General features: G+C 74.3%; 15 protein-coding genes. 11 read left to right on the forward strand and 4 right to left on the reverse strand.

Annotated elements, in window-relative coordinates; translation table 11 throughout:
- The first annotated feature begins 61 nt into the window (after positions 1–61).
- From FZ103_RS22485 to FZ103_RS22505, 5 genes are all read left to right on the forward strand, one after another.
- Entirely contained in the window at positions 62–991 is a 930-nt protein-coding gene (locus FZ103_RS22485; protein ID WP_394350130.1) for an ATP-binding cassette domain-containing protein, read from the forward strand.
- 2 nt (positions 992–993) lie between these two features.
- A complete protein-coding gene (locus FZ103_RS22490) occupies positions 994–1,722 on the forward strand; it encodes a hypothetical protein (protein ID WP_156003949.1) in 729 nt (242 codons plus the stop codon).
- 20 nt (positions 1,723–1,742) lie between these two features.
- Positions 1,743–2,942 carry a sensor histidine kinase gene (locus FZ103_RS22495; RefSeq protein WP_186356707.1) on the forward strand — a complete coding sequence of 400 codons (1,200 nt, stop codon included), beginning with the start codon at positions 1,743–1,745 and terminating at the stop codon, positions 2,940–2,942.
- Positions 2,936–3,610 carry a response regulator transcription factor gene (locus FZ103_RS22500; RefSeq protein ID WP_343233663.1) on the forward strand — a complete coding sequence of 225 codons (675 nt, stop codon included), beginning with the start codon at positions 2,936–2,938 and terminating at the stop codon, positions 3,608–3,610. The genes FZ103_RS22495 and FZ103_RS22500 overlap by 7 nt, the downstream gene beginning before the upstream one ends.
- Before the next feature lie 573 nt (positions 3,611–4,183).
- On the forward strand, positions 4,184–6,307 hold the full coding sequence (locus FZ103_RS22505; RefSeq protein ID WP_156003953.1) for a hypothetical protein: 2,124 nt from the start codon (positions 4,184–4,186) through the stop codon (positions 6,305–6,307).
- Between the two features lie 138 nt (positions 6,308–6,445).
- Here FZ103_RS22505 and FZ103_RS22510 read toward each other — a convergent pair whose 3' ends face one another.
- The 4 genes from FZ103_RS22510 to FZ103_RS22525 form a co-directional block, all read right to left on the reverse strand.
- The gene (locus tag FZ103_RS22510) at positions 6,446–7,312 is read right to left on the reverse strand and encodes an ABC transporter ATP-binding protein (protein WP_156003955.1); all 867 of its coding nucleotides are present in this window, start codon (positions 7,310–7,312) and stop codon (positions 6,446–6,448) included.
- Positions 7,313–7,343: 31 nt separating this feature from the next.
- Positions 7,344–8,465, reverse strand: a complete 1,122-nt coding sequence (locus FZ103_RS22515) for an iron chelate uptake ABC transporter family permease subunit (protein ID WP_156003957.1) — start codon at positions 8,463–8,465, stop codon at positions 7,344–7,346.
- Positions 8,462–9,568 (reverse strand): iron ABC transporter permease, encoded by a 1,107-nt coding sequence (locus FZ103_RS22520; RefSeq protein ID WP_156003959.1) that lies wholly within the window; start codon positions 9,566–9,568, stop codon positions 8,462–8,464. The genes FZ103_RS22515 and FZ103_RS22520 overlap by 4 nt, the downstream gene beginning before the upstream one ends.
- Before the next feature lie 153 nt (positions 9,569–9,721).
- Entirely contained in the window at positions 9,722–12,046 is a 2,325-nt protein-coding gene (locus FZ103_RS22525; RefSeq protein WP_156003961.1) for a molybdopterin-dependent oxidoreductase, read from the reverse strand.
- Between the two features lie 649 nt (positions 12,047–12,695).
- On the opposite strand from FZ103_RS22525, the gene FZ103_RS22530 reads away from it, so the two are divergent.
- The 6 genes from FZ103_RS22530 to FZ103_RS22555 all read left to right on the forward strand — a co-directional run bounded on the left by FZ103_RS22530 (position 12,696) and on the right by FZ103_RS22555 (position 18,394).
- Entirely contained in the window at positions 12,696–13,649 is a 954-nt protein-coding gene (locus FZ103_RS22530) for a CoA ester lyase (protein ID WP_156003963.1), read from the forward strand.
- A gap of 514 nt (positions 13,650–14,163) precedes the next feature.
- Positions 14,164–15,150, forward strand: a complete 987-nt coding sequence (locus FZ103_RS22535; RefSeq protein WP_156003965.1) for a helix-turn-helix domain-containing GNAT family N-acetyltransferase — start codon at positions 14,164–14,166, stop codon at positions 15,148–15,150.
- 120 nt (positions 15,151–15,270) lie between these two features.
- Positions 15,271–15,489 carry a hypothetical protein gene (locus FZ103_RS22540; RefSeq protein WP_156003967.1) on the forward strand — a complete coding sequence of 73 codons (219 nt, stop codon included), beginning with the start codon at positions 15,271–15,273 and terminating at the stop codon, positions 15,487–15,489.
- A gap of 11 nt (positions 15,490–15,500) precedes the next feature.
- Positions 15,501–16,127 carry a hypothetical protein gene (locus FZ103_RS22545; protein WP_222936835.1) on the forward strand — a complete coding sequence of 209 codons (627 nt, stop codon included), beginning with the start codon at positions 15,501–15,503 and terminating at the stop codon, positions 16,125–16,127.
- 124 nt (positions 16,128–16,251) lie between these two features.
- Positions 16,252–16,959, forward strand: a complete 708-nt coding sequence (locus FZ103_RS22550) for a response regulator transcription factor (RefSeq protein ID WP_156003969.1) — start codon at positions 16,252–16,254, stop codon at positions 16,957–16,959.
- Between the two features lie 7 nt (positions 16,960–16,966).
- Positions 16,967–18,394 (forward strand): ATP-binding protein, encoded by a 1,428-nt coding sequence (locus FZ103_RS22555; RefSeq protein ID WP_156003971.1) that lies wholly within the window; start codon positions 16,967–16,969, stop codon positions 18,392–18,394.
- The last annotated feature ends 215 nt before the right edge of the window (positions 18,395–18,609 follow it).

Raw genomic sequence — 18,609 nt, forward strand, 5'->3', positions numbered from 1 at the left:
CGGCGCGGGTCCGCACTTTCGTAGGTGTCGGCCGAGCGGGCGGGGCGGCCAGACTCCTGGCGTGATCGAGTTCAACCGCATGTCCAAACGCTACGGCGGCACCCTCGCCGTGGACGGGCTGAGCGCCGTGGTCGGGCCCGGGCGCGTCACCGGGCTGCTGGGGCCCAACGGCGCCGGGAAGTCCACCGCGCTGCGCGTCCTGCTGGGGCTGGACCGCCCCACCTCCGGCTGTGCGCTGGTCGACGGCCGCCGCTACGCCGACCTCGCCGATCCGCTGCACACCGTGGGCGCCCACCTGGACGCCCGCTCCGTCCACCCGGGCCGTTCGGCGCGCGACCACCTGCTGGCGCTCGCGCGCAGCAACCGCATCGCCGCGCGCCGGGTCGGCGAGGTCCTCGAACAGGTCGGCCTCGCCGCGGTCGCCCGCCGCCGGATCGGGACCTATTCCCTGGGCATGGGCCAGCGCTTGGGCATCGCCGCCGCGCTGCTCGGCGATCCGGGGATCCTCGTCTTCGACGAACCGGTCAACGGCCTGGACACCGACGGCGTGCGGTGGATCCGCGGGCTCCTGCGCGGCCTCGCCGACGAGGGGCGCACCGTGCTGGTCTCCAGCCACCTGATGGCCGAGATGCACCAGACCGCCGACCACGTGGTCGTGCTCGGCAGGGGCCGCAAGCTGGCCGATTGCGCCACCGAGGAGCTTGCGGACCGGGCGGACGACACGGTGGTCCTGCGCTCGCCCGATCCCGACGCGGCGGAGCGGCTGCGCGCGGCGCTGCCCGCGGCCGCCGTCACCGCGGCGCGGCACGATCCGGGCGAGCTGCACGTGACCGGTGCCGACGAGCGGCAGGTCGGCGAGGCCGCACACGGGCGCGGGGTGGTCGTCCACCACCTCGCCCGGCGCCCGAGCACTCTGGAGGCCGGCTACCTCCGGCTCGTCGGCGACGACATCGAGTACGCGGGCCGCCCGAGCGCACCCGAGGGGAGCTGAACATGCTGCGCACCCTGCACAGCGAATGGGGCAAGACCTGGTCGGTGCGCGCCCCCTGGATCTGCCTGGCGGCGACGGTGGTGCTGGTCCTGGCCACGGCGTCGAGCCTGGCCAACGACTTCCTGCACGGCGCCTCCATCGGGGAGGTCCCCGAAGGCGCGACGATGCCGCTGATGGACGCGGTGGGCCCCGCGCTGCTTCTCGGCCAGGTCGGCTTCGCGGCCTTCGCGATGCTGCTCGTCACCTCCGAGTACTCCACCGGGGAGATCCGCTCCACGCTGCGGGCCCGCCCCGATCGCGGCACGGTGGTCGCCGCCAAGGGCGCGATCGCCGCCGCCTCCGGAGCCGCGGTCGGCGCGGTATCGGGAGCCGGCGCCGCGCTGGTGGCGCGGCTGGTCCTCGGCGACGCCCTCGCGGAACCGCCGGCCCCCTACCTGGAGGTCGCGCTGCGCTCCGCGGCCCTGCTGGCGGTCGCCGGCGTCCTCGTCGTCGCCGTCGGCACTCTGCTCCGCAGCGCCGCGGCGACCCTGTCGGCGGCGTTCGTCCTGCTCCTGGGCACGCTCGTGCTTCCCGCGGGCGCGAGCCGGTGGTTCCCCGGCGAGGCCGCGTCGACGCTCCTCTCGGGCGACGGCGATCCCTACACCGCTCCGGTCGGCCTGCTGGTGGTGGCGGCATGGGCTGCGGTCCTGCTCGGCCTGGCCCTGTGGACGATCCAGCGCCGCGACGCATGAGGCGGCCTACGATGATGTCCATGCGTGTGCGGGACGGTTTCCTCCCGTGGGCCGCCGCCGTCCTGGCGGCGGCCGAACTGGCCCTGCTAGGCGGGTGGCTGGCCACCGGGGCCGCCGTACTGGCCCTGCTGGTCCAGACTCTGCTGGTCGCGGGCGCGGTGCTCGCCGTCGTGTGGGACCGCTACCTGCGCATACGGCGCCGCCAGTGGGCCGAGTACGCCCGCAGCGAGCGGATGCGCGAGCGCGCCCGGCTCGCCGAGGACCTGCACGACCTCATCGGCCACGAGCTCAGCCTGCTCGCCATCCGGGCCGGGGCCGTCCAGGTGCACAGCAGCGGCGCGGAGGCCGAGGAGGCGGCCGCGCTGCGGGCCGACGCGCAGCGGGCGGTCCTCCAGCTCCGCCAGACCGTCGTGCTCCTGGGCGACGACCGCACGGCCGCCTCCGCTTCCCCGCCCGCCGCGGCCGATATCCCGGCCCTGGTCGCGCGGGCGCGCGGCGCCGGGCTGGAGGTCGAACTGCACGGCGACTCCGATGCCGGCCTTCCGGCACCGGTCCGCCTGACCGCCCACCGCGTCGTCCAGGAGGGCCTGACCAACGCCCTGCGGCACGCGCCCCAGACGCGGGCCGAGGTGCGGATCCGCGTCCGCGGCGACCGCGCCGAGATCGCCGTCTCCGCCGGTGCGGGCGGCGACGGCGGCGACGGCGGCGCCCCCGGAGGCGGCGGCACCGGGCTGGCGGGGCTCCGGCGCCGGGTCGAGGCGATCGGCGGCGCCTTCGAGGCCGGCGACCGCGACGGCCGGCACCTGGTCCGCGCCGAACTCCCGCTGGGGGAGCCGGCCACCGCCGCGCCCGGAGCCGGAGACGAGCCCGGTCCGCGGCCCCGCCCCCTGGCCGCCACGCTGCGCTGGGCGCTGCTGCCCACCCTGGTGATGGCTGTACTCACAGCGGGCTTCCACCTGTGGGCGACCCACGGCAGCACCCTGGAGACCGCCGACTTCCAGCGCATCTCGCCGGGGCAGCCCTACGACCGGGTGCGGCCGCTGCTGCCGGCGCGCGAGGCTCCGATGCGGTTCGCGGTCGGCGTTCCCGAACCGCCCGGAGCGCGGTGCGTGCACTTCACCGACGGCAACTTCCCGCTGGGATTGGCCAGTTTCCGGATCTGCCACGACGGCGCCTCGGTGGTCGAGATCACCGACCTGCGCAGGGTGCCGCTGTGGTGACCCCGGCGCCGGTGCGGGTCCTCCTCGCCGACGACGAGCCCGGCGTGCGCGCGGGGCTGCGCACCGTCCTCGCGGCCGATCCCGGCATCGAGGTGGCCGCGGAGGCCGCCGACGGCCGCGAGGTCCTCGGCCTCCTCGCTCGCCACCGGATCGGCGTGGTCCTGCTGGACATCCGCATGCCCGTGCTCGACGGGCTCGCGGCCCTGGCCGAGCTGCGGCGCCGCGATCCCGCCCAGCGCGTGGTGATCCTGACGACCTACGGCGAGCGGGACTACGTCCTGCGCGCCGTCGCCTTGGACGCCAACGGCTTCCTGCTCAAGTCCGGCGACCCCTACGAGCTGCTGCAGGGCGTCCGCGCCGTCGCCGCCGGAGGCACCTGCCTGTCGCCCAGCGTGGCCGCGATGGTGGTCTCCGACCTCCGCAGCAGGCAGCACGACGACGCGGACCGGGAGTCGGCGCAGGGCAGGCTGGCGGGCCTCCCCCCGCGCGAGCAGGCGGTCCTGCGGGGGATCGCCGCCGGACGGTCCAACGCCGAGATCGCCGGCGACCTGCGGGTGACCGAGACGACGGTCAAGGGCTACACCACGGCGCTGTTCGCGCGCCTGGGTGTGCGCAACAGGGTCGAGGCGGCACTCGCCGCCTGGCAGGCCGGCTGGCGCGAGCGGTAGGCGCCGCGGTTCCCGCATGCCCCGCCGGTGACCGCGCTCCGCCCGCCGCCTCGGATCCTGCCGCCGGTTCCGGCCCGATTCCGCATCCGCCCGCGTCCCCCCGCGCGATTCACCGCAGGCCCGAACGCGCACGTGAGCGGCGCTTGCCGGCTCCGCCGCCGACTGCGGCGCCGTCTGCGGCGGGGTAGGGGCGATCACGGAACCGGGGGCCGGGGTCGCCGAGCGTGTGCGTTAGCGAATACGCTGCCCCGGAGGGAATCCCCGGTGCTCCCCTCGTAGCCGCCGGCGGGCGGATCGGCCGCCGGAACAGCCGCACCCCCTGCGCGATCACCTGCGCGCGGATCCTCAGCCGGCGGCGGCACCGGACTCCCCCACGGCCCGAGCACCGCCTGCGGCGGTGCCGCGGTACCGCTCCCCCTGCCCTCGTGGAGCCGCGTCTCCGCGCGGGCCACCGCACCCCACCCCCGATGCGGGTTCCCGCCGCCGCGGCGAGCAGCACGCGGTCCATGCCGGCGGCGCCGGGCAACCCCGCAGCAGGCCGCACGCCGGTCTGTGAGCAGAAAGAAGCAGAGCATGAGCGCGCAGTCCGAGCCCGGTGACGTGCCCGATTCCCCGCACCCGCGACAGCCGGCCGCCGACGACCCCGGGGCGATCGGCCCCTACACCCTCGCGGGCCGACTGGCCGAGGACGAGACCGGCGTCCTCTACGAGGCGCTCGACGCCCACGGCGCCCCCGTCGCCGTACGCGTGGCCGGGGAGCGCACCGCCGCCGACTCATGGTTCCGCTCCTCCTTCACCCGCCGGCTCGCGGCCCTGCGCAACGTGGCGGGCGTCTGCGCCACGCCCGTCCTGGCCGCCGACTCCGACGCCGAGAGACCGTGGATCGCCACGGGCTTTCCTTCGGGGCCGACGCTGCGCTCCCGGGTCGAGCTCCACGGGCCGCTGCCGCACGAGGCCCTCTTCGCGCTGGCCGCCGGCACGGCCGAGGCGCTCGCGGCCGTCGAACCGACGGGGCTGGCGTATGGCACCATCTCGCCCGACGACGTCGTCCTGGCGCCCGACGGGCCGCGGATCCTGGGCCTGGACGCCGTCGGCGGTGCGGGCGGATCGGCCTTCGCCCCGGCCCCGCGGCCTGCCGCTGCCACCGAGTGGGCGAGCCCCGAGGCCGCCGACGGCGCGGAGCCGGCCGCGCCCGGCGACGTGTTCTCGTGGGGCTGCCTCGTCGCCTACGCGGCGACGGGGCGGCACCCCTTCGCGACCGGTGGCGCATCCACCACCGCCGAGATGCGCCGCCGCGCCCGCGAGACCGGTCCCGATCTCGACGGCATCCCCACCGAACTGGTCCCGCTGGTGAAGCTGGCCCTGGCTCCCGAGCCCGGCGCCCGGCCGACCGCCGAGAGCGCCTACCGGGGGCTGGTGGCCTTCGCCTCCACCGACGACACCTCCCAGGTCCCCACCCGCGACCTCGCCGATCGGCTGCGCGCGATCCTCGCGACCGGCTGGGACGGCGTCGGCTCCGAGCGCGGCGGAGACGCCGACCCCGCCGCGCGGCAGGAGGCGCCCGCCGACGCTCCGGCCCACCCAGGCGGTTCCGGCGGCGCGCCGGAGGGCGACCGCCCCGCGGGCGCGCCCGCCACCGCGCCGGCGGGGGCGCGGGCGACCGCGGTGGTGACGGCGGCGAGTATGGCCGCGGTGATCGTCATCGGCGCCGGGAGCTTCGTCGCCGCCGCCTCCTTCGTCGGCGAGCCGCAGGCGGCGCCGAGCGAGTCGCCCACGTCCCCCTTCGGTTCGGCCAAGCAGGAGATCGCCCGCGCCGTGGGAGCCCTGAAGGACGCCCCGACCTACCGGGCGGTCGAGGACCTCTCCGGCGGCGGCCCCCGGATCCCGGTGCGCAGGGAGTACGTGAAGGCCAATCTGGACGGGCAGCGGCACTACATGGCCGTCACCCTCATGGGCGACACCGAGGACCCCGCTCCGGGAAGCAGCGACTGGATCTACCGGCCGGCGCACGGGGACATCTCCCGCGACCGCATGATCTACCGCGAGTACGGGGGCGGTGTCGAAGGCGAATACAGCTTGCACCACCTGTCGACCGAATACGCCGACACGGTCACCGACCCCGCCGCGGTGCAGGCCCCTCTCGATCAGCTCCACACGTCGATGCGGGTGGACCAGCGGATCGAGGGGAACCTGAACGGGACCGACGCGCTGCACGTCAGCGGCTCCTTCGACTACCTGCCCAACGCCTACCTCCACGAGTTCGGCGAGGCGCAGGAGCAGGAACCGGTCTCCGCCCCCTTCGACATCTGGACGGCCGCCGACGGCCGCCCCCTCCGGTTCTCCTACACGGTCGGGGGGATCGAGCACACCTGGGAGTACTCCGGCTTCGAGGGCCTCGACAACCGCGTCTGCGGCACCGCGGACGTCGGAGCGGAGGCGCGGCGCGCCTTTCTGGTGCCGACCCGCGCCGACATGGCCTGCTCCGAGGTCCGCCCCGTGGTGGAGGAGTTCATCGCGATCCCCGAAGCCGAACTCCGGTTGGCGGGCCATGTCGCCGAGGTCGGGGAATGGACGTGCCGCATGCCGCCCGTCGTGGCGGACGAGTGGTCGGACCCGGCGTACCGCGTCGTCCTCGGCGCCTGCTACCGCGGCGCCGTCGGCGCGCCGGAGCGCGTGGACATCGTGCGGCTGAAGTGAGGCCGGGGGCGGAACCGGATCGGGCGCTCCGCCCCGATGCATGTCCGCCGGAGGATCAGCGCGCGGCTTCGCCGGCCCGCGGCCATCGTCCCCGGACGCATTCTCCGGCGAAGGCTCGCGGGTCGCCGGCGCTCGGTCCTACGCGCTGCGGGCCTCCTCGCCCTCGGCGGCGCCCCACTGCGCTCCTCCCGCACCCGCGCGGCGGGCGATGCGGCCGCCGCGGTCCACGGGGACGACCAGCGGAGTGCCCGTCTCGGGGTCGGGGATGACGCGCACCGGCATGCCGAACACCTCCTCCACCAGCTCCTCGGTGACGATGTCGGCGGGGTCGCCCTCCGCGGCGACCCGGCCGTCCTTCATCGCGATGAGATGGGTGGCGTACCGGCAGGCGTGGTTGAGGTCGTGCAGCACCGCGACCAGCGTGTAGGCCCGATCGTGGTGCAGTTCGGCGCACAGGTCGAGCACGTCCATCTGGTGGGCGATGTCCAGGTAGGTCGTGGGCTCGTCGAGGAGCAGCAGCGGGGTCTGCTGGGCCAGCACCATGGCCAGCCACACCCGCTGACGCTGCCCGCCCGACAGCTCGTCGACCATGCGCCCGGCCAGATCCAGGACCCCCGTCGCCTCCATGGCCTCGTTGATGACCTTCTCGTCGGCGCGCGACCACTGCTTGAGGAACTTCTGGTGCGGATAGCGCCCGCGCGCGACCAGGTCGGCGACGGTGATCCCGTCGGGGGCGATGGAGGACTGCGGCAGCAGCCCCAGGCGCCGCGCGACCTCCTTGGAGGGGTAGGAGCCGATCAGCCGCCCGTCCAGGTGCACCGCGCCGGTGCTGGGCTTGAGCATCCGCGACAGCGCGCGCAGCAGAGTCGACTTGCCGCAGGCGTTGGGCCCGACGATCACCGTGAAGGAGTTGTCCGGAATGGTGATCTGCAGGTCGCGGGAGACCACGCTCTGGTCGTAGGCCAGGGTGAGGTCCTCTCCCCACAGCCGGGACGGTTCGGGCATCGTGTCTCCTTGGTGCGTCGCGTAGCCGGAATCAGGCATGTCCGGTGCGCCATTCCCGGTATAGCACCCAGACCAGGTAGCTCCCGCCGATGACCGCGGTGACCACGCCCACCGGAAGCTGGGTTGGCGCGAGCGCGTGCTGGGCGGCCAGGTCGGCCGCCGCAAGCAGCAGGGCGCCCATGAGGGCGGCGCCGAACAGCGCGGTGCCGTCGGTGCGGGCCAGGCGGCGGACGAGTTGGGGCGCGGCCAGGGCGATGAAGGCGATGGGGCCCGAGACGGCGATGGCCGCACCGGTCAGCGCGCTCGCCGCGAGCATGGCCGTGACCTGGGTGCCTTGGACGGGCACGCCCAGGCCGCGCGCCGCCTGCTCGCCCATCTCCATCAGGCGCAGCCGCGGCCCCAGGGCGAGGATGACCGGCAGGAGCACGGCCATGGCGCTCGCCACCGCGATCACCTCGCCCCAGCCGCTCGCGTTGAGGCTGCCGATCATCCAGATGTGGGCGGTCATCGCCTCGGTGAGCTCGGCCCGGGTGATCAGGTAGTCGCGCACCGCCAGCAGCAGCGCGTTGATGCCGATCCCGACCAGGACGAGCCGGTAGCCCTGCACGCCCTGCTTGAGCGCGAGCAGGTAGACGAGCACGGCGGTGGCGACGCCCCCGACCATGGCGCCGATGGAGACCTGCACCATGCTGCCGCCGAGCACGAGGATGACCGCGACCGCGCCGGTGGAGGCCCCGCCGGTGAACCCGATGATGTCGGGGCTGCCCAGCGGGTTGCGCGAGATGCTCTGGAACACGCCGCCGGCGACGCCCAGGCCCGCGCCCACGAGCACCGCCACCCAGGCGCGCGGCAGCCGGACGTCGCGGACGAAGAACAGGTCGAGCCGCTCGCCCTGGCCGGCCAGCGCCCACAGCACGCGCGGCAGCGGGATCGTGTACTCGCCCACCGACAGCGACACGGCGAAGACCGCGGCCGTGGCGGCGAGCAGCGCGCCGTAGACGGCGGCCGTCCGCGGGCGCACCGCGAAGCTGAGGCGGCCGCCCGCCAGGCGCAGGACGCGGGCCGAGCGGGTGCCGCGCCCGCCGCCGGGCGCGGGAGCGCCCGCGGCCGGCGCGCCGGGACTCGTGCCGGAGCGCGCGGGGGTGAGCGTCATAGCTGGGCCATCCTTCTCCGCCGCACGAGGAAGATGAACACGGGAGCGCCGATCAGCGCGGTGACGATGCCGACCTCCAGCTCCCCGCCGGATGTGATGACGCGACCCGCGGTGTCGGCCAGCGTCAGCAGCACCGCCCCGATGGCGGCGGAGTAGGGCAGCACCCACCGCTGGTCGGGACCGGTGAACGTGCGCGCGAGGTGGGGCACGATCAGGCCGACGAACCAGATGGGGCCGGCCGCGGCGGTGGCGCCGCCGCACAGCAGCACGATCGCCAGCGCCACCAGCGCGCGGGTGCGGTTGACGCGGGCGCCGAGGGCCGCGGCGAGGTCCTCGCCCAGGGCGACGGCGTTCAGCGCGGGGCCCAGCGTCACGGCCAGCAGGATGCCGGCGGTGAGGAAGGGCCAGATGCGCAGGAAGATCTCCAGGTCGCGGCCGACGAGGGAGCCGACCTGCCAGAAGCGGATCTGGTCGAAGACGAACTCGTCGAGGACGGTGATGCCGTAGACGAAGCCCTGCAGGACCGCGGCCAGCGCGGTACCGGCCAGCGCCAGGCGCACCGGTGTGGCGCCGCTGCGGCCGCGCGAGCCCAGCGCGTAGACGAGCACGGCGGCGATCGCGGCGCCGATGAACCCGAACCAGACGTAGGCGCTGGGGCCCGTCATGCCGAAGACGAAGATCGCGGTGACCACCGCGGCGGCGGCGCCGGAGTTGATGCCGAGGATGCCGGGCTCGGCGATGGGGTTGCGGGTGAGGGCCTGCATGAGCGCTCCGGCCAGGCCGAGCGCCGCGCCGACGAAGACGCCGAGCACGGTGCGCGGCATGCGCAGTTCCCACACGACGCTGGAGTTGTAGCTGCCGTCGGGGTTGAGCAGCGCGTCGACCACGGTGCCAAGCGGGATGGCCTTGGCCCCGACGGCGATGCTGAGCACCGCGCACCCGGCCAGCAGGGCGAGCAGCACGACCAGGCCGGCGCTGCGCAGGGCGTGGGTGCGCGCGGTGGCACTGGTGCGGTGATCGAGCTCCTGGGCGGCGACCGCGGAGTCGGCGGTGTCGGCGTCCTCCCCGAGCAGCGCGGGGGCGGAGGGCCGTTCCAGGCTCATCGCGCTCCACCGGCGGGGGCGGCCGTGCGGCGCGTGTGCAGGGGCGGCACTGTTCCTCCGGTCGGGTCCGCGAATCCACTCAAACTTAGTAAAGGCTAACCTATCCCCCGTTCGGGTGGAAGTGGGCCCCGGACCGCCGACCGTGGGGCCGTGTCACCGCCGGATCCAGGGAGCGCCCAGCCGAGGCGGCTCGAAAGCGCGGACCGGCGGCGGCTCGCCCTCGTAGCGGGCCACCTCGACCAGGACGTGCTGGCCGGTGGTGCCCTGGCTCAGCGCCGAGGAGCCGGTGTCGGCGGTGAGCACGTTGGGGTTGCCGTGGACGCAGGTCGCCTCGGACGAGGACGGGTCGTACCAGGCGCCGGTGGAGAGCTGCACGACGTCGGGCCGCACGGCGGTGCTGGTCTCCACGCCCGCCAGCAGGCTGCCGCGGTCGTTGCGCACCCGGACGACGTCGCCGTCGGCGATGCCGCGCGCCCGCGCGTCGTCGGGGTGCATGCGCAGCCGCGCCCGGTCGGCGACCTTCTGCGAACGGCTGTAGGCGCCCATGTCCTGCTGGCTGTGCAGCCTGCCGCGCGGCTGGTTGGCGATGAGCAGCAGCGGCCACCGGCGCGCCCGCTCGCCTCCGATGCGCTCGGGACCGGGCAGCCACGCCGGGTGGCCGGGGCAGTCGTCGTAGCCGAAGGAGGCGATGGTCTGCGAGTACAGTTCGATCCGGCCGCTGGGCGTGCCGAGCGGGTGGGCGCCGGGGTCGGCGCGGAAGTCGCCGAAGAGGGTGGTGTCCTCGACGCGGTCGGGGATGTCCACGCCGCCGGCGGCCCAGAAGGCGTCGAAGTCGGGCAGCGGGGTGCGGTACCGGTTGCGCCACTGCCGGTACATGTGCCGCAGCCATTGGGCCGAGGTGCGGCCCTCGGTGAACTCCCCGCGCACGCCCAGGCGCTCGGCCAGGTCGGCGTAGACGTCGTACTCGTCGCGGGCGGAACCGTGGGCGGGGACCGCGCGCGGCATGGCGCGCACCCGCAGGTCGCCCTGGCTGGCGCCGATGTCGTCGCGCTCCAGCGAGGTGGTGGAGGGCAGCACGATGTCGGCGTGCCGGGCCGTGGCCGTCCAGTGGGTCTCGACGACCAGCACGGTCTCGGGCCGGGAGAAGGCGCGCGTCAGCCGGGCGAGGTCCTGATGGTGGTGGAAGGGGTTGCCGCCGGACCAGGCGACCAGGCGGATGTCGGGGTAGGCGTGGCGCCGGCCGTTGTAGTCGTAGGGTTCGCCGGGGTTCAGCAGCATGTCGGCGACCCGGGCGACGGGGATGGCGGAGTCCACCGGGTTGATCCCCTGGGGGAAGCGCGGCAGCCCCGAGGGGGTGGACCCGCCCGCGTAGTTGCCCGTGGACCCGTAGCCGGTGGCGAACCCGCCGCCGGGCAGCCCGATCTGGCCCAGGCACGCGGCCAGGGCCACCCCGCCCCACAGCGGCTGCTCGCCGAAGCGGGTGCGCTGCACCGACCAGCCGACGTTGACCAGCGTGCGCCCGCCGGCCATGCGCCGGGCGAGGTCGCGCAGCGTCGCGGCGGGCAGGCGGCACAGGCCCTCGGCCCATTCCGGGGTCTTGGCGACGCCGTCGTGCTCGCCCCGCACGTAGCGGCGCAGGACGTCGGCGCCGACCGTGTAGCGGTCGAGGAAGTCGAAGTCGGCCAGTCCCTCGTCGAACAGGGTGTGGATGAGGGCGAGCTGGATCGCGGTGTCGGTGCCGGGGTCGGCCGGCAGCCATTGGGCGCCCATCTCGTCGACGGTGTCGTCGCGCAGCGGACTGATGGAAACCGTCTGCACGCCCTTCTCGGCGGCGGCGCGCATGCCCGCGGCTGCGCTCTGGCGCGCCCGCCCGCCCGAGGTGTTCCAGGTGTTGGACAGCCGCAACCCGCCGAAGGTGACGATCAGGTCGGTGTGGCGGGCGACGGCATCCCAGGTGGGTGCGCGTTCGAGCAGGTCGGCGGTGCCGCCCAGGCCCATCACGTGGGGCAGCAGGACCTCGACGCAGGCGTGGCTGTAGGTGTTGCGGGAGCGGGTGTAGCCGCCGATGGTGTTGAGGAACCGGTGGATCTGGCTCTGGGAGTGGTGGAACCGGCCGGCGCTGGCCCAGCCGTAGGAGCCCCCGTAAATGGCGGCGTTGCCGTGCTCGCTGCGGACGCGGTCGAACTCCGCGGCGAGGAGGTCCAGCACCGTGTCCCAGTCCAGCTCCACGTATTCGTCGCCGGGGGCGCCGCGCAGGCTGTCGGAGCCGGGACCGTTCTCCAGCCAGCGCCGCCGCACCGCCGGGGCGGCGACGCGGGTGGCGTGGTGCTGGGCGTCGGGCACGTTGCCGCTGAGCGGCGCGGCGTCGGGGTCGTCGGCACGCACGCCCACGACGCGCCCGCCCGACACCAGGACGTCGTAGGCGCCCCAGTGCGAGCTGGTGGAGACGCCGACCGCCTGCTCGCCGTGCCCGTCCATCGTCGCCCTCCCTCACCGGCCGCGGCGCCCCGCCCGTCGCGCCGCGGCTCTGCGTTCAATCGTGTCCGTTTCGCACTCTATGCACTGTTTGACGGATCCCCGGCCGTTCGAGTGCACCGGCTTTCCGCAGGTCTTCAACGATCCGAGGGTGCGCGGTCTTCCCCGCCGGGGGCGTGGTAAGCCGACGTCACCGTTGGTCCGTGTATAAGAACGGCGGGGCGCCGCTTTCCAGGAACCCACAGGGCACCACCCGGGGCGGCCACCATCGGGGCTGCGGCAATGGGGCTGGATTGCGCGAAGCGCTGTGCGCCAGCTTGCCGCCGAGCGCACGCGGTTCTTTCGAGGTGGAGCCGCACCACCGGTGGCGGGCCTCCAGTGCAAAGGTGCGCCGTGCGCTCGGCGGCAAGCTGCGACCGCGCTACGCGAAGCGCGCCCATTGCCGCAGCCTCCTGTGGTGACCGGCTTCTTAACCCCGGACATGGGGCAGCGGTGGGCGACACGGGGAGAGCACGCGACGCGCAGCGTCACCGTCGGGGCGGCGGGGGGTGACGGGTGGACGTTTGCAAAGATGGCCCGCGGTGATCCTCGCAGCTCGCCGCTGCCGCGGGCCCAAGGAGCGCCGTCGTCCGGTCGAGGTAGGGGAGGTTGTATGAGTGCGGTGGCATCCCGGTCGCGCCGCTCGGTGCTGGCCGTGCCGGCGTCCAATCCGCGGTTCATCGAGAAGGCGCGCGGCCTGGAGGTCGACGCCTTCTTCCTGGACCTGGAGGACGCCGTGGCCCCGGCCGAGAAGGCGGCGGCCCGAGCCGGCGCCGTCGCCGCGCTCAACGCCGGCGGCTGGGGCGCCAAGGTGCGCACGGTGCGGGTGAACGACCTGGAGACCCCCTGGACCTACCGCGACGTCATCGAGGTCGTGGAAGGCGCCGGCGCCGAGCTGGACTGCCTGGTACTGCCCAAGGTCACCGGTCCCGACCAGGTGCGCTGGTTGGACACGCTGCTCACCCAGATAGAGGCCGCCAACGGGCTCCAACCCGGCCGGATCGGGATCGAGGCCCAGATCGAGGATGCCCGCGGCGCCACGCGCGCCGACGAGATCGCGGCGGCCTCGCCGCGCCTGGAGAGCCTGGTCTACGGGCCCGCCGACTTCATGGCGTCGGTCAACATGCGCACCCTGGTGGTCGGCGAGCAGCCGCCGGGCTACGACGCGGGCGACGCCTACCACTACATCCTGATGCGGATCCTGCTGGCCGCACGCGCCAACGGCCTTCAGGCGATCGACGGCCCCTACCTGCAGATCCGCGACGTCGACGCGTTCCGCCGCTCGGCGGGGCGCACGGCCGCCCTCGGCTTCGACGGCAAGTGGGTGCTGCACCCGCTCCAGGTGGAGGCCGCCAACGAGGTCTACACGCCCAGCCAGGAGGACTACGACCACGCCGAGCGGATTCTGGAGGCCTACGAGCACGCCACGACGGTGGAGCGGCGGGGCGCGGTCATGCTCGGCGAGGAGATGCTGGACGAGGCGTCGCGCAAGATGGCCCTGGCCGTGGCGGGCAAGGGCCGGGCGGCCGGGCTGCGGCGCAGTCCCGGGTCCGGAGCCGGGGGCTGACGGCTACGTCCTGTTTAAGACAGCCGGTCACCACAGCGGCTGCGGCAATGGGGCTGAGATGCGCGAATCCCACCCGTCACCCGCCACCGCCCCTAACGGAGGCGCTGACGCGCCACGAGCTCATCGTGCCCGTCACCCGCCACCGCCCCAACGGAGGCGCTGCGCGCCACGTACCTGTTCAGAGCCGGCTTGCCGCCGAGCGCACGGCGCACCCTTGCACCGGAGGCCCGCCACCGGTGGTGCGGCTCCACCGGGGAAGAACTGCGTGCGCTCGGCGGCAAGCTGCGTCCGCGCTTCGCGAACCGCGCCCATTGCCGCAACAACGATGGTGGCCGCCCCGGGGCTTCCCGGTGGGTTCCTACGGCGCCCGCCGCTCTTAAACACGGCCCGGCAGATTCGCCCGTTCCCCTCCCGCATCGGCCGTTCTCGCGGTAAATTGTTTGTCTAAGTCAAACATTCCTGCTCCGAGCGCAGGTCGGGGGGCGCCCGGAGCGGCACGGCCGTGGGGGACACCATGAGCACGCCCGAATCCGCCAGCCGCATCCCGCCCGAAGACGTCTCCGCCATCCGCGCGTTCAACCGCTTCTTCACCCGCCGCGTCGGGGTCCTCAAACCCGGCCTGCTCGACTCGCCCTGGTCGCTGACCGAGGTCCGCATCCTGTACGAACTGCGGCACCGCGCCTCCGTGCGGGCGCTGGACCTGCGCCGCGAACTGGACATGGACGCCGGGCAGCTCAGCCGCGTGCTGAGCCGGCTCCAGCGCAACGGGCTCATCGGCCGCTCCCCCTCTCCCGAGGACGGGCGCAGGCAGATCGTGGAGCTGACCGAGGAGGGCCGGCGGGCGGCGCAGACGCTGGACGACCGTGCGAACGAACAGGTCACGGCCCTCGTCTCGCACCTCTCCGCCGCCGAGCGGAGCCGGCTCATCGACGCCATGGCCACCGTGCGCCGGCTCTTCGACGCTCCGGAGGCGCGCGCCGCCGACGGTCAGGAGGCGGCGCCGGCGGCGACCGCTCCGCCGCCCGGCCCGGTACTGCGCGAACCCCGTCCCGGCGACCTGGGCTGGGTCGTCGAGCGCCACGGCGCACTCTACGCGGCCGAGTACGGCTGGGACTCCGCGTTCGAGGCGTGGGTGGCGCGCCTGGTCGCCGACTACGGGCTGCCGAGCGACCGGCCCGGCCAGGCGCTTTGGATCGCCGAGGCCGATGGTGCCCGCGCAGGATGCATCGCCTGCTCCCGCGAGGACGAGCGGACCGCGCGGCTGCGGCTGTTCCTGGTCGAGCCCGGCGCGCGCGGCCGCGGCGTCGGCACGGCGCTGATCGAGCGGTGCCTGGACTTCGCCCGCTCGGCCGGCTACCGCGCCATGGTGCTGTCCACCTACTCCGTGCTGGCCGACGCGCGCCGCCTCTACCAGGCCGCGGGGTTCCGCCTGGTCTCCTCGGAGCCGGAGCGGGCCTTCGGCCGGGACCTCACCGCACAGGTGTGGGAGACGGACCTGTAAAGGCACGGCGATGCGCGCGGGGCGCCCAACGCGCAGGCGAGGGAACGGCCGCGTGGCGCCGCCCGTCGGAGTGGGTAGCGGCACCGCTCACAGTCGCATACGACAAGGAGGCCGACGCCGATGAAGTGGAACGCATCCGCCCTCTCGGGGCTGGTTCTGGGAGTGGCGGTCGGCGTCGCACTGGGCGTCTCCATGGACAACATCGCCGCGGGTGTGGGGATCGGCATCGGTATCGGCATCGCCTTCGGTCTCGCCTTCCAGCAGGCCGGCAAGGGCGGTGGCGGGGGCTCCGACTCCCCGAGAAACGGCCGCGAAACCGGCGGCCGCGACGACGGCTGAGAATCCGCGGCTTGGTAACGCAGACGCCCACCAACGATGAAAAGGCGGCGACCTCGGCAGTGAAGCAGCAGCTCGCGGGCGTACTGATCGCTTCGGTCTTCGGCACCGTGTTCGTATTCGTCAACGCCGGCGACCCGATGCCCGCGGAGCTGGTGCCGGCCGCTCGCATCGCGGCGGTGGCCGCCCTGGCGGCGACGGCGGTGCTGGGCCTCCTGGCCGCTCGAAGCACCGCGCCCGCCGGCGCCTCGACCGCTCCGAAGCCGAACCGCCCCGGGACAAGCCGGCGGCCGCCCATGTTCGGCCGGGGGTTTCTGGGCGTCGTCCTGACCGAGGCGGTGCTGATCATCGGCGGGCTCCGCGCCATCCGCGTGTTCGACGCGCCCGTCGAGACCAACGTCGCCTGGATCGCGATCGTCGTGGGCCTGCACTTCATCGTGCTGGCACGGGTCTGGAAGGACGCGCGCATCCTCGTTCCCGGCGCGGTGCTGACGCTCCTGGGCGTCGCGGGCTTCGCCCTGGCCGCCGTCTCCCTGGTGCCACTCATCCCCCTGGTCAGCGGCGTGCTCTCCGGCGTGACCCTGCTGGTCTGCGGAGTGGTCGCCACGGCCGCGATGTGGGCGGCGGCACGCCGGTCCTGAGCCCCCGAGGAGGGAAGGCGGCGTCTCAAAGCGCCCCGCACACCCGCGGGAACACCCCACGCCGTTTCGACCCGCCTCCGGTTCTCTTACCAGCGGCTAACCCGCGTGGGCCACCATGGGGACCATGAGCCGACCCAGCAGCGTCCTCATCGCCGACGACGACCGGGCCATCCGCGACTCCCTGGATCGGGCCCTGCGCCTGGAGGGCTATGAGGTGCGCACCGCGGCCGACGGCGTCGAAGCGCTGGCCGAGGTGCACAGCGAGCCGGTGGACCTGCTGGTGCTCGACGTGATGATGCCCGGCGTCGACGGGCTGGGCGTCTGCCGGGTCCTGCGCAAGGAGGGCGACCGCACGCCGATCCTGATGCTGACGGCCCGGGTGGAGACCTCCGACCGGGTGGCCGGCCTCGACGCGGGCGCCGACGACTACCTGCCCAAGCCCTTCGAGCTGGAGGAGCTGCTCGCGCGGCTGCGGGCGCTGCTGCGCCGCGCGGCCCCCACCGACGAGAACGGCGTCGCCGAACCGCCGCTGCAGGTGGGCGACCTGCGGCTGGACCCCGGTTCGCGCCGGGTGTGGCGCAGCGGGCAGGAGGTCGAGCTGTCCAAGACGGAGTTCGACCTGCTGGAGCTGCTCATGCGCAACGCCGGGATCGTCCTGGACCACTCGACCATCTACGACCGCATCTGGGGTTACGACTTCGGCCCCGAGTCGAAGAACCTCGCGGTCTACATCAGCTATCTGCGCCGCAAGCTGGAGCCGCAGGGGACGCCGCAGCTCATCCATACGGTGCGGGGCGTGGGCTACACCGTCCGCCCGCAGGGGGCGAGGTGAGCCGGTGATGCCCGACGCCCTCTCCCGGCTGCGGGGCCGCATCCCCCCGATGCGCGACTGGCGGCTGGGTACCCGGTTCGCCGTGTCGTTCGCGCTGGTGGCGGCCGTGGTGATCGCGCTGGTGGGCTCCCTCGCCTACAACACGGCGGCGTTCCTCATCCGCGCCGACGAGCAGCAGGAGTTCGAGACCACGGTGCAGAGCCTCGTGCAGGACCTGCGCGGCCCGCCCCTGGATCCGTTCGACGGTGACGGCACACCGGCGGTGCTGCACTCGGAGTCGTTCACCTTCCAGCTCATCTCCCCCGACGGCGGGGTGCAGGTGCAGGTGCGCGGCGGGGAGCGGGTCCGCCTGCTGCCGGTCACCCCCGAGGACCACGAGATCGCGGCGGCGCAGGAGGCCGGCGTGGTGCACACCCGCCAGGACAGCGCCGAGGGCGAGGAGTACCGCATCGCCACGGTGTCCTTCGGGAGTGGCGGCGGCGCGATCCAGGTCGGCCAGCGGCTCTCCCCCACCGAGGACATGCTGGACCGGCTCGCCACCCAGTTGCTGGGCGTCGGGGTGGCGGTGCTCATCGGCGCGGGGGCGGCCGGCTGGCTGATCGGCCGGCGCGTCACCGGGCGCCTGGTCCGGCTGACCGAGGCGGCCGAGTACGTCAGCACCACCGGTCGGCTGGACTATCCGGTGCCCGGCGGCGGCTGGAGCGGCCCGCAGCACTCGGGCGACGAGGTCAACCGGCTGGGCAGCGCGTTCAGCGCGATGCTGGCCCGGTTGGCCGGGGCGAAGGAGGAGCAGCGGCGCCTGGTGCAGAACGCCTCCCACGAGCTGCGCACGCCGCTGACGAGCCTGCGCACCAACGTCAGCGTGATGCGGCGCTTCGAGGAGCTGCCGCCCGAGGGGCGCCGTCAGCTCGTCGAGGACCTCCAGGGCGAGACACGGGAGCTGGCCGACCTGGTCGACGAGCTGGTGGAGCTGGCCACCGAGAGCCGCGAGGACGAGGAGCCCGCCGACGTGGGACTGCGCGAGCTGGCCGAGCGGGTGGCGGCGCGCACCAGCCGGCGCACGGGGCGCGAGGTCACCGTCGACGCCGACGACACCGTGGTCCACGGCCGGCCGGGCGCTTTGGAGCGGGCGCTGTCCAACCCGGTGGAGAACGCCGCGAAGTTCGATCCCGAGGGCGAGGCGCCCATCGAGATCGTCGTACGCGAGGGACGGGTCGAGGTCCGCGACCGCGGTCCCGGCATCGACGAGCAGGAGCTGTCCCACATCTTCGAGCGGTTCTACCGCGCGCCCTCGGCGCGCGGCATGCCCGGATCGGGTCTGGGGCTGTCGATGGTCCACGACATCGTCGCGGCCCACGGCGGCCGCGTGCTCGCGAGCAACCGTCCGGACGGCGGAGCCGTCGTCGGTTTCTGGCTGCCGCCGCACATACAGTAGGGCGGGCGGTGCCACCCGGAGGGTGGGCCGGAGTCAGGTCGGACGGCGGCCGCGCGGCTCCCCGCCCTGCGGTCGGCTTTGTCCGATGTTTATCGGATCTTGATCTTTTCTCTAGGAGAATTCCCAGGCCAACAGTGTTGTCCACGGGAGGCCGCACTTCGGTCGGCTCCGCAGGCGGCGCCGGACCCAGGCGGTAGTCGGACCGTGGCTCCACG

This window comes from Streptomonospora sp. PA3 (genome assembly GCF_009728995.1).
In the GTDB taxonomy this organism is placed as follows: Bacteria; Actinomycetota; Actinomycetes; order Streptosporangiales; family Streptosporangiaceae; genus Streptomonospora.

Coding starts and splice junctions, on each gene's coding strand:
- FZ103_RS22530 (WP_156003963.1), top strand. CDS start 12,696: ATGAGTGCGGTGGCATCCCGGTCGCGCCGCTCGGTGCTGGCCGTGCCG.
- FZ103_RS22550 (WP_156003969.1), top strand. CDS start 16,252: ATGAGCCGACCCAGCAGCGTCCTCATCGCCGACGACGACCGGGCCATC.
- FZ103_RS22535 (WP_156003965.1), top strand. CDS start 14,164: ATGAGCACGCCCGAATCCGCCAGCCGCATCCCGCCCGAAGACGTCTCC.
- FZ103_RS22555 (WP_156003971.1), top strand. CDS start 16,967: ATGCCCGACGCCCTCTCCCGGCTGCGGGGCCGCATCCCCCCGATGCGC.
- FZ103_RS22505 (WP_156003953.1), top strand. CDS start 4,184: ATGAGCGCGCAGTCCGAGCCCGGTGACGTGCCCGATTCCCCGCACCCG.
- FZ103_RS22510 (WP_156003955.1), bottom strand. CDS start 7,312: ATGCCCGAACCGTCCCGGCTGTGGGGAGAGGACCTCACCCTGGCCTAC.
- FZ103_RS22525 (WP_156003961.1), bottom strand. CDS start 12,046: ATGGACGGGCACGGCGAGCAGGCGGTCGGCGTCTCCACCAGCTCGCAC.
- FZ103_RS22520 (WP_156003959.1), bottom strand. CDS start 9,568: ATGAGCCTGGAACGGCCCTCCGCCCCCGCGCTGCTCGGGGAGGACGCC.
- FZ103_RS22515 (WP_156003957.1), bottom strand. CDS start 8,465: ATGACGCTCACCCCCGCGCGCTCCGGCACGAGTCCCGGCGCGCCGGCC.
- FZ103_RS22490 (WP_156003949.1), top strand. CDS start 994: ATGCTGCGCACCCTGCACAGCGAATGGGGCAAGACCTGGTCGGTGCGC.
- FZ103_RS22540 (WP_156003967.1), top strand. CDS start 15,271: ATGAAGTGGAACGCATCCGCCCTCTCGGGGCTGGTTCTGGGAGTGGCG.
- FZ103_RS22495 (WP_186356707.1), top strand. CDS start 1,743: ATGCGTGTGCGGGACGGTTTCCTCCCGTGGGCCGCCGCCGTCCTGGCG.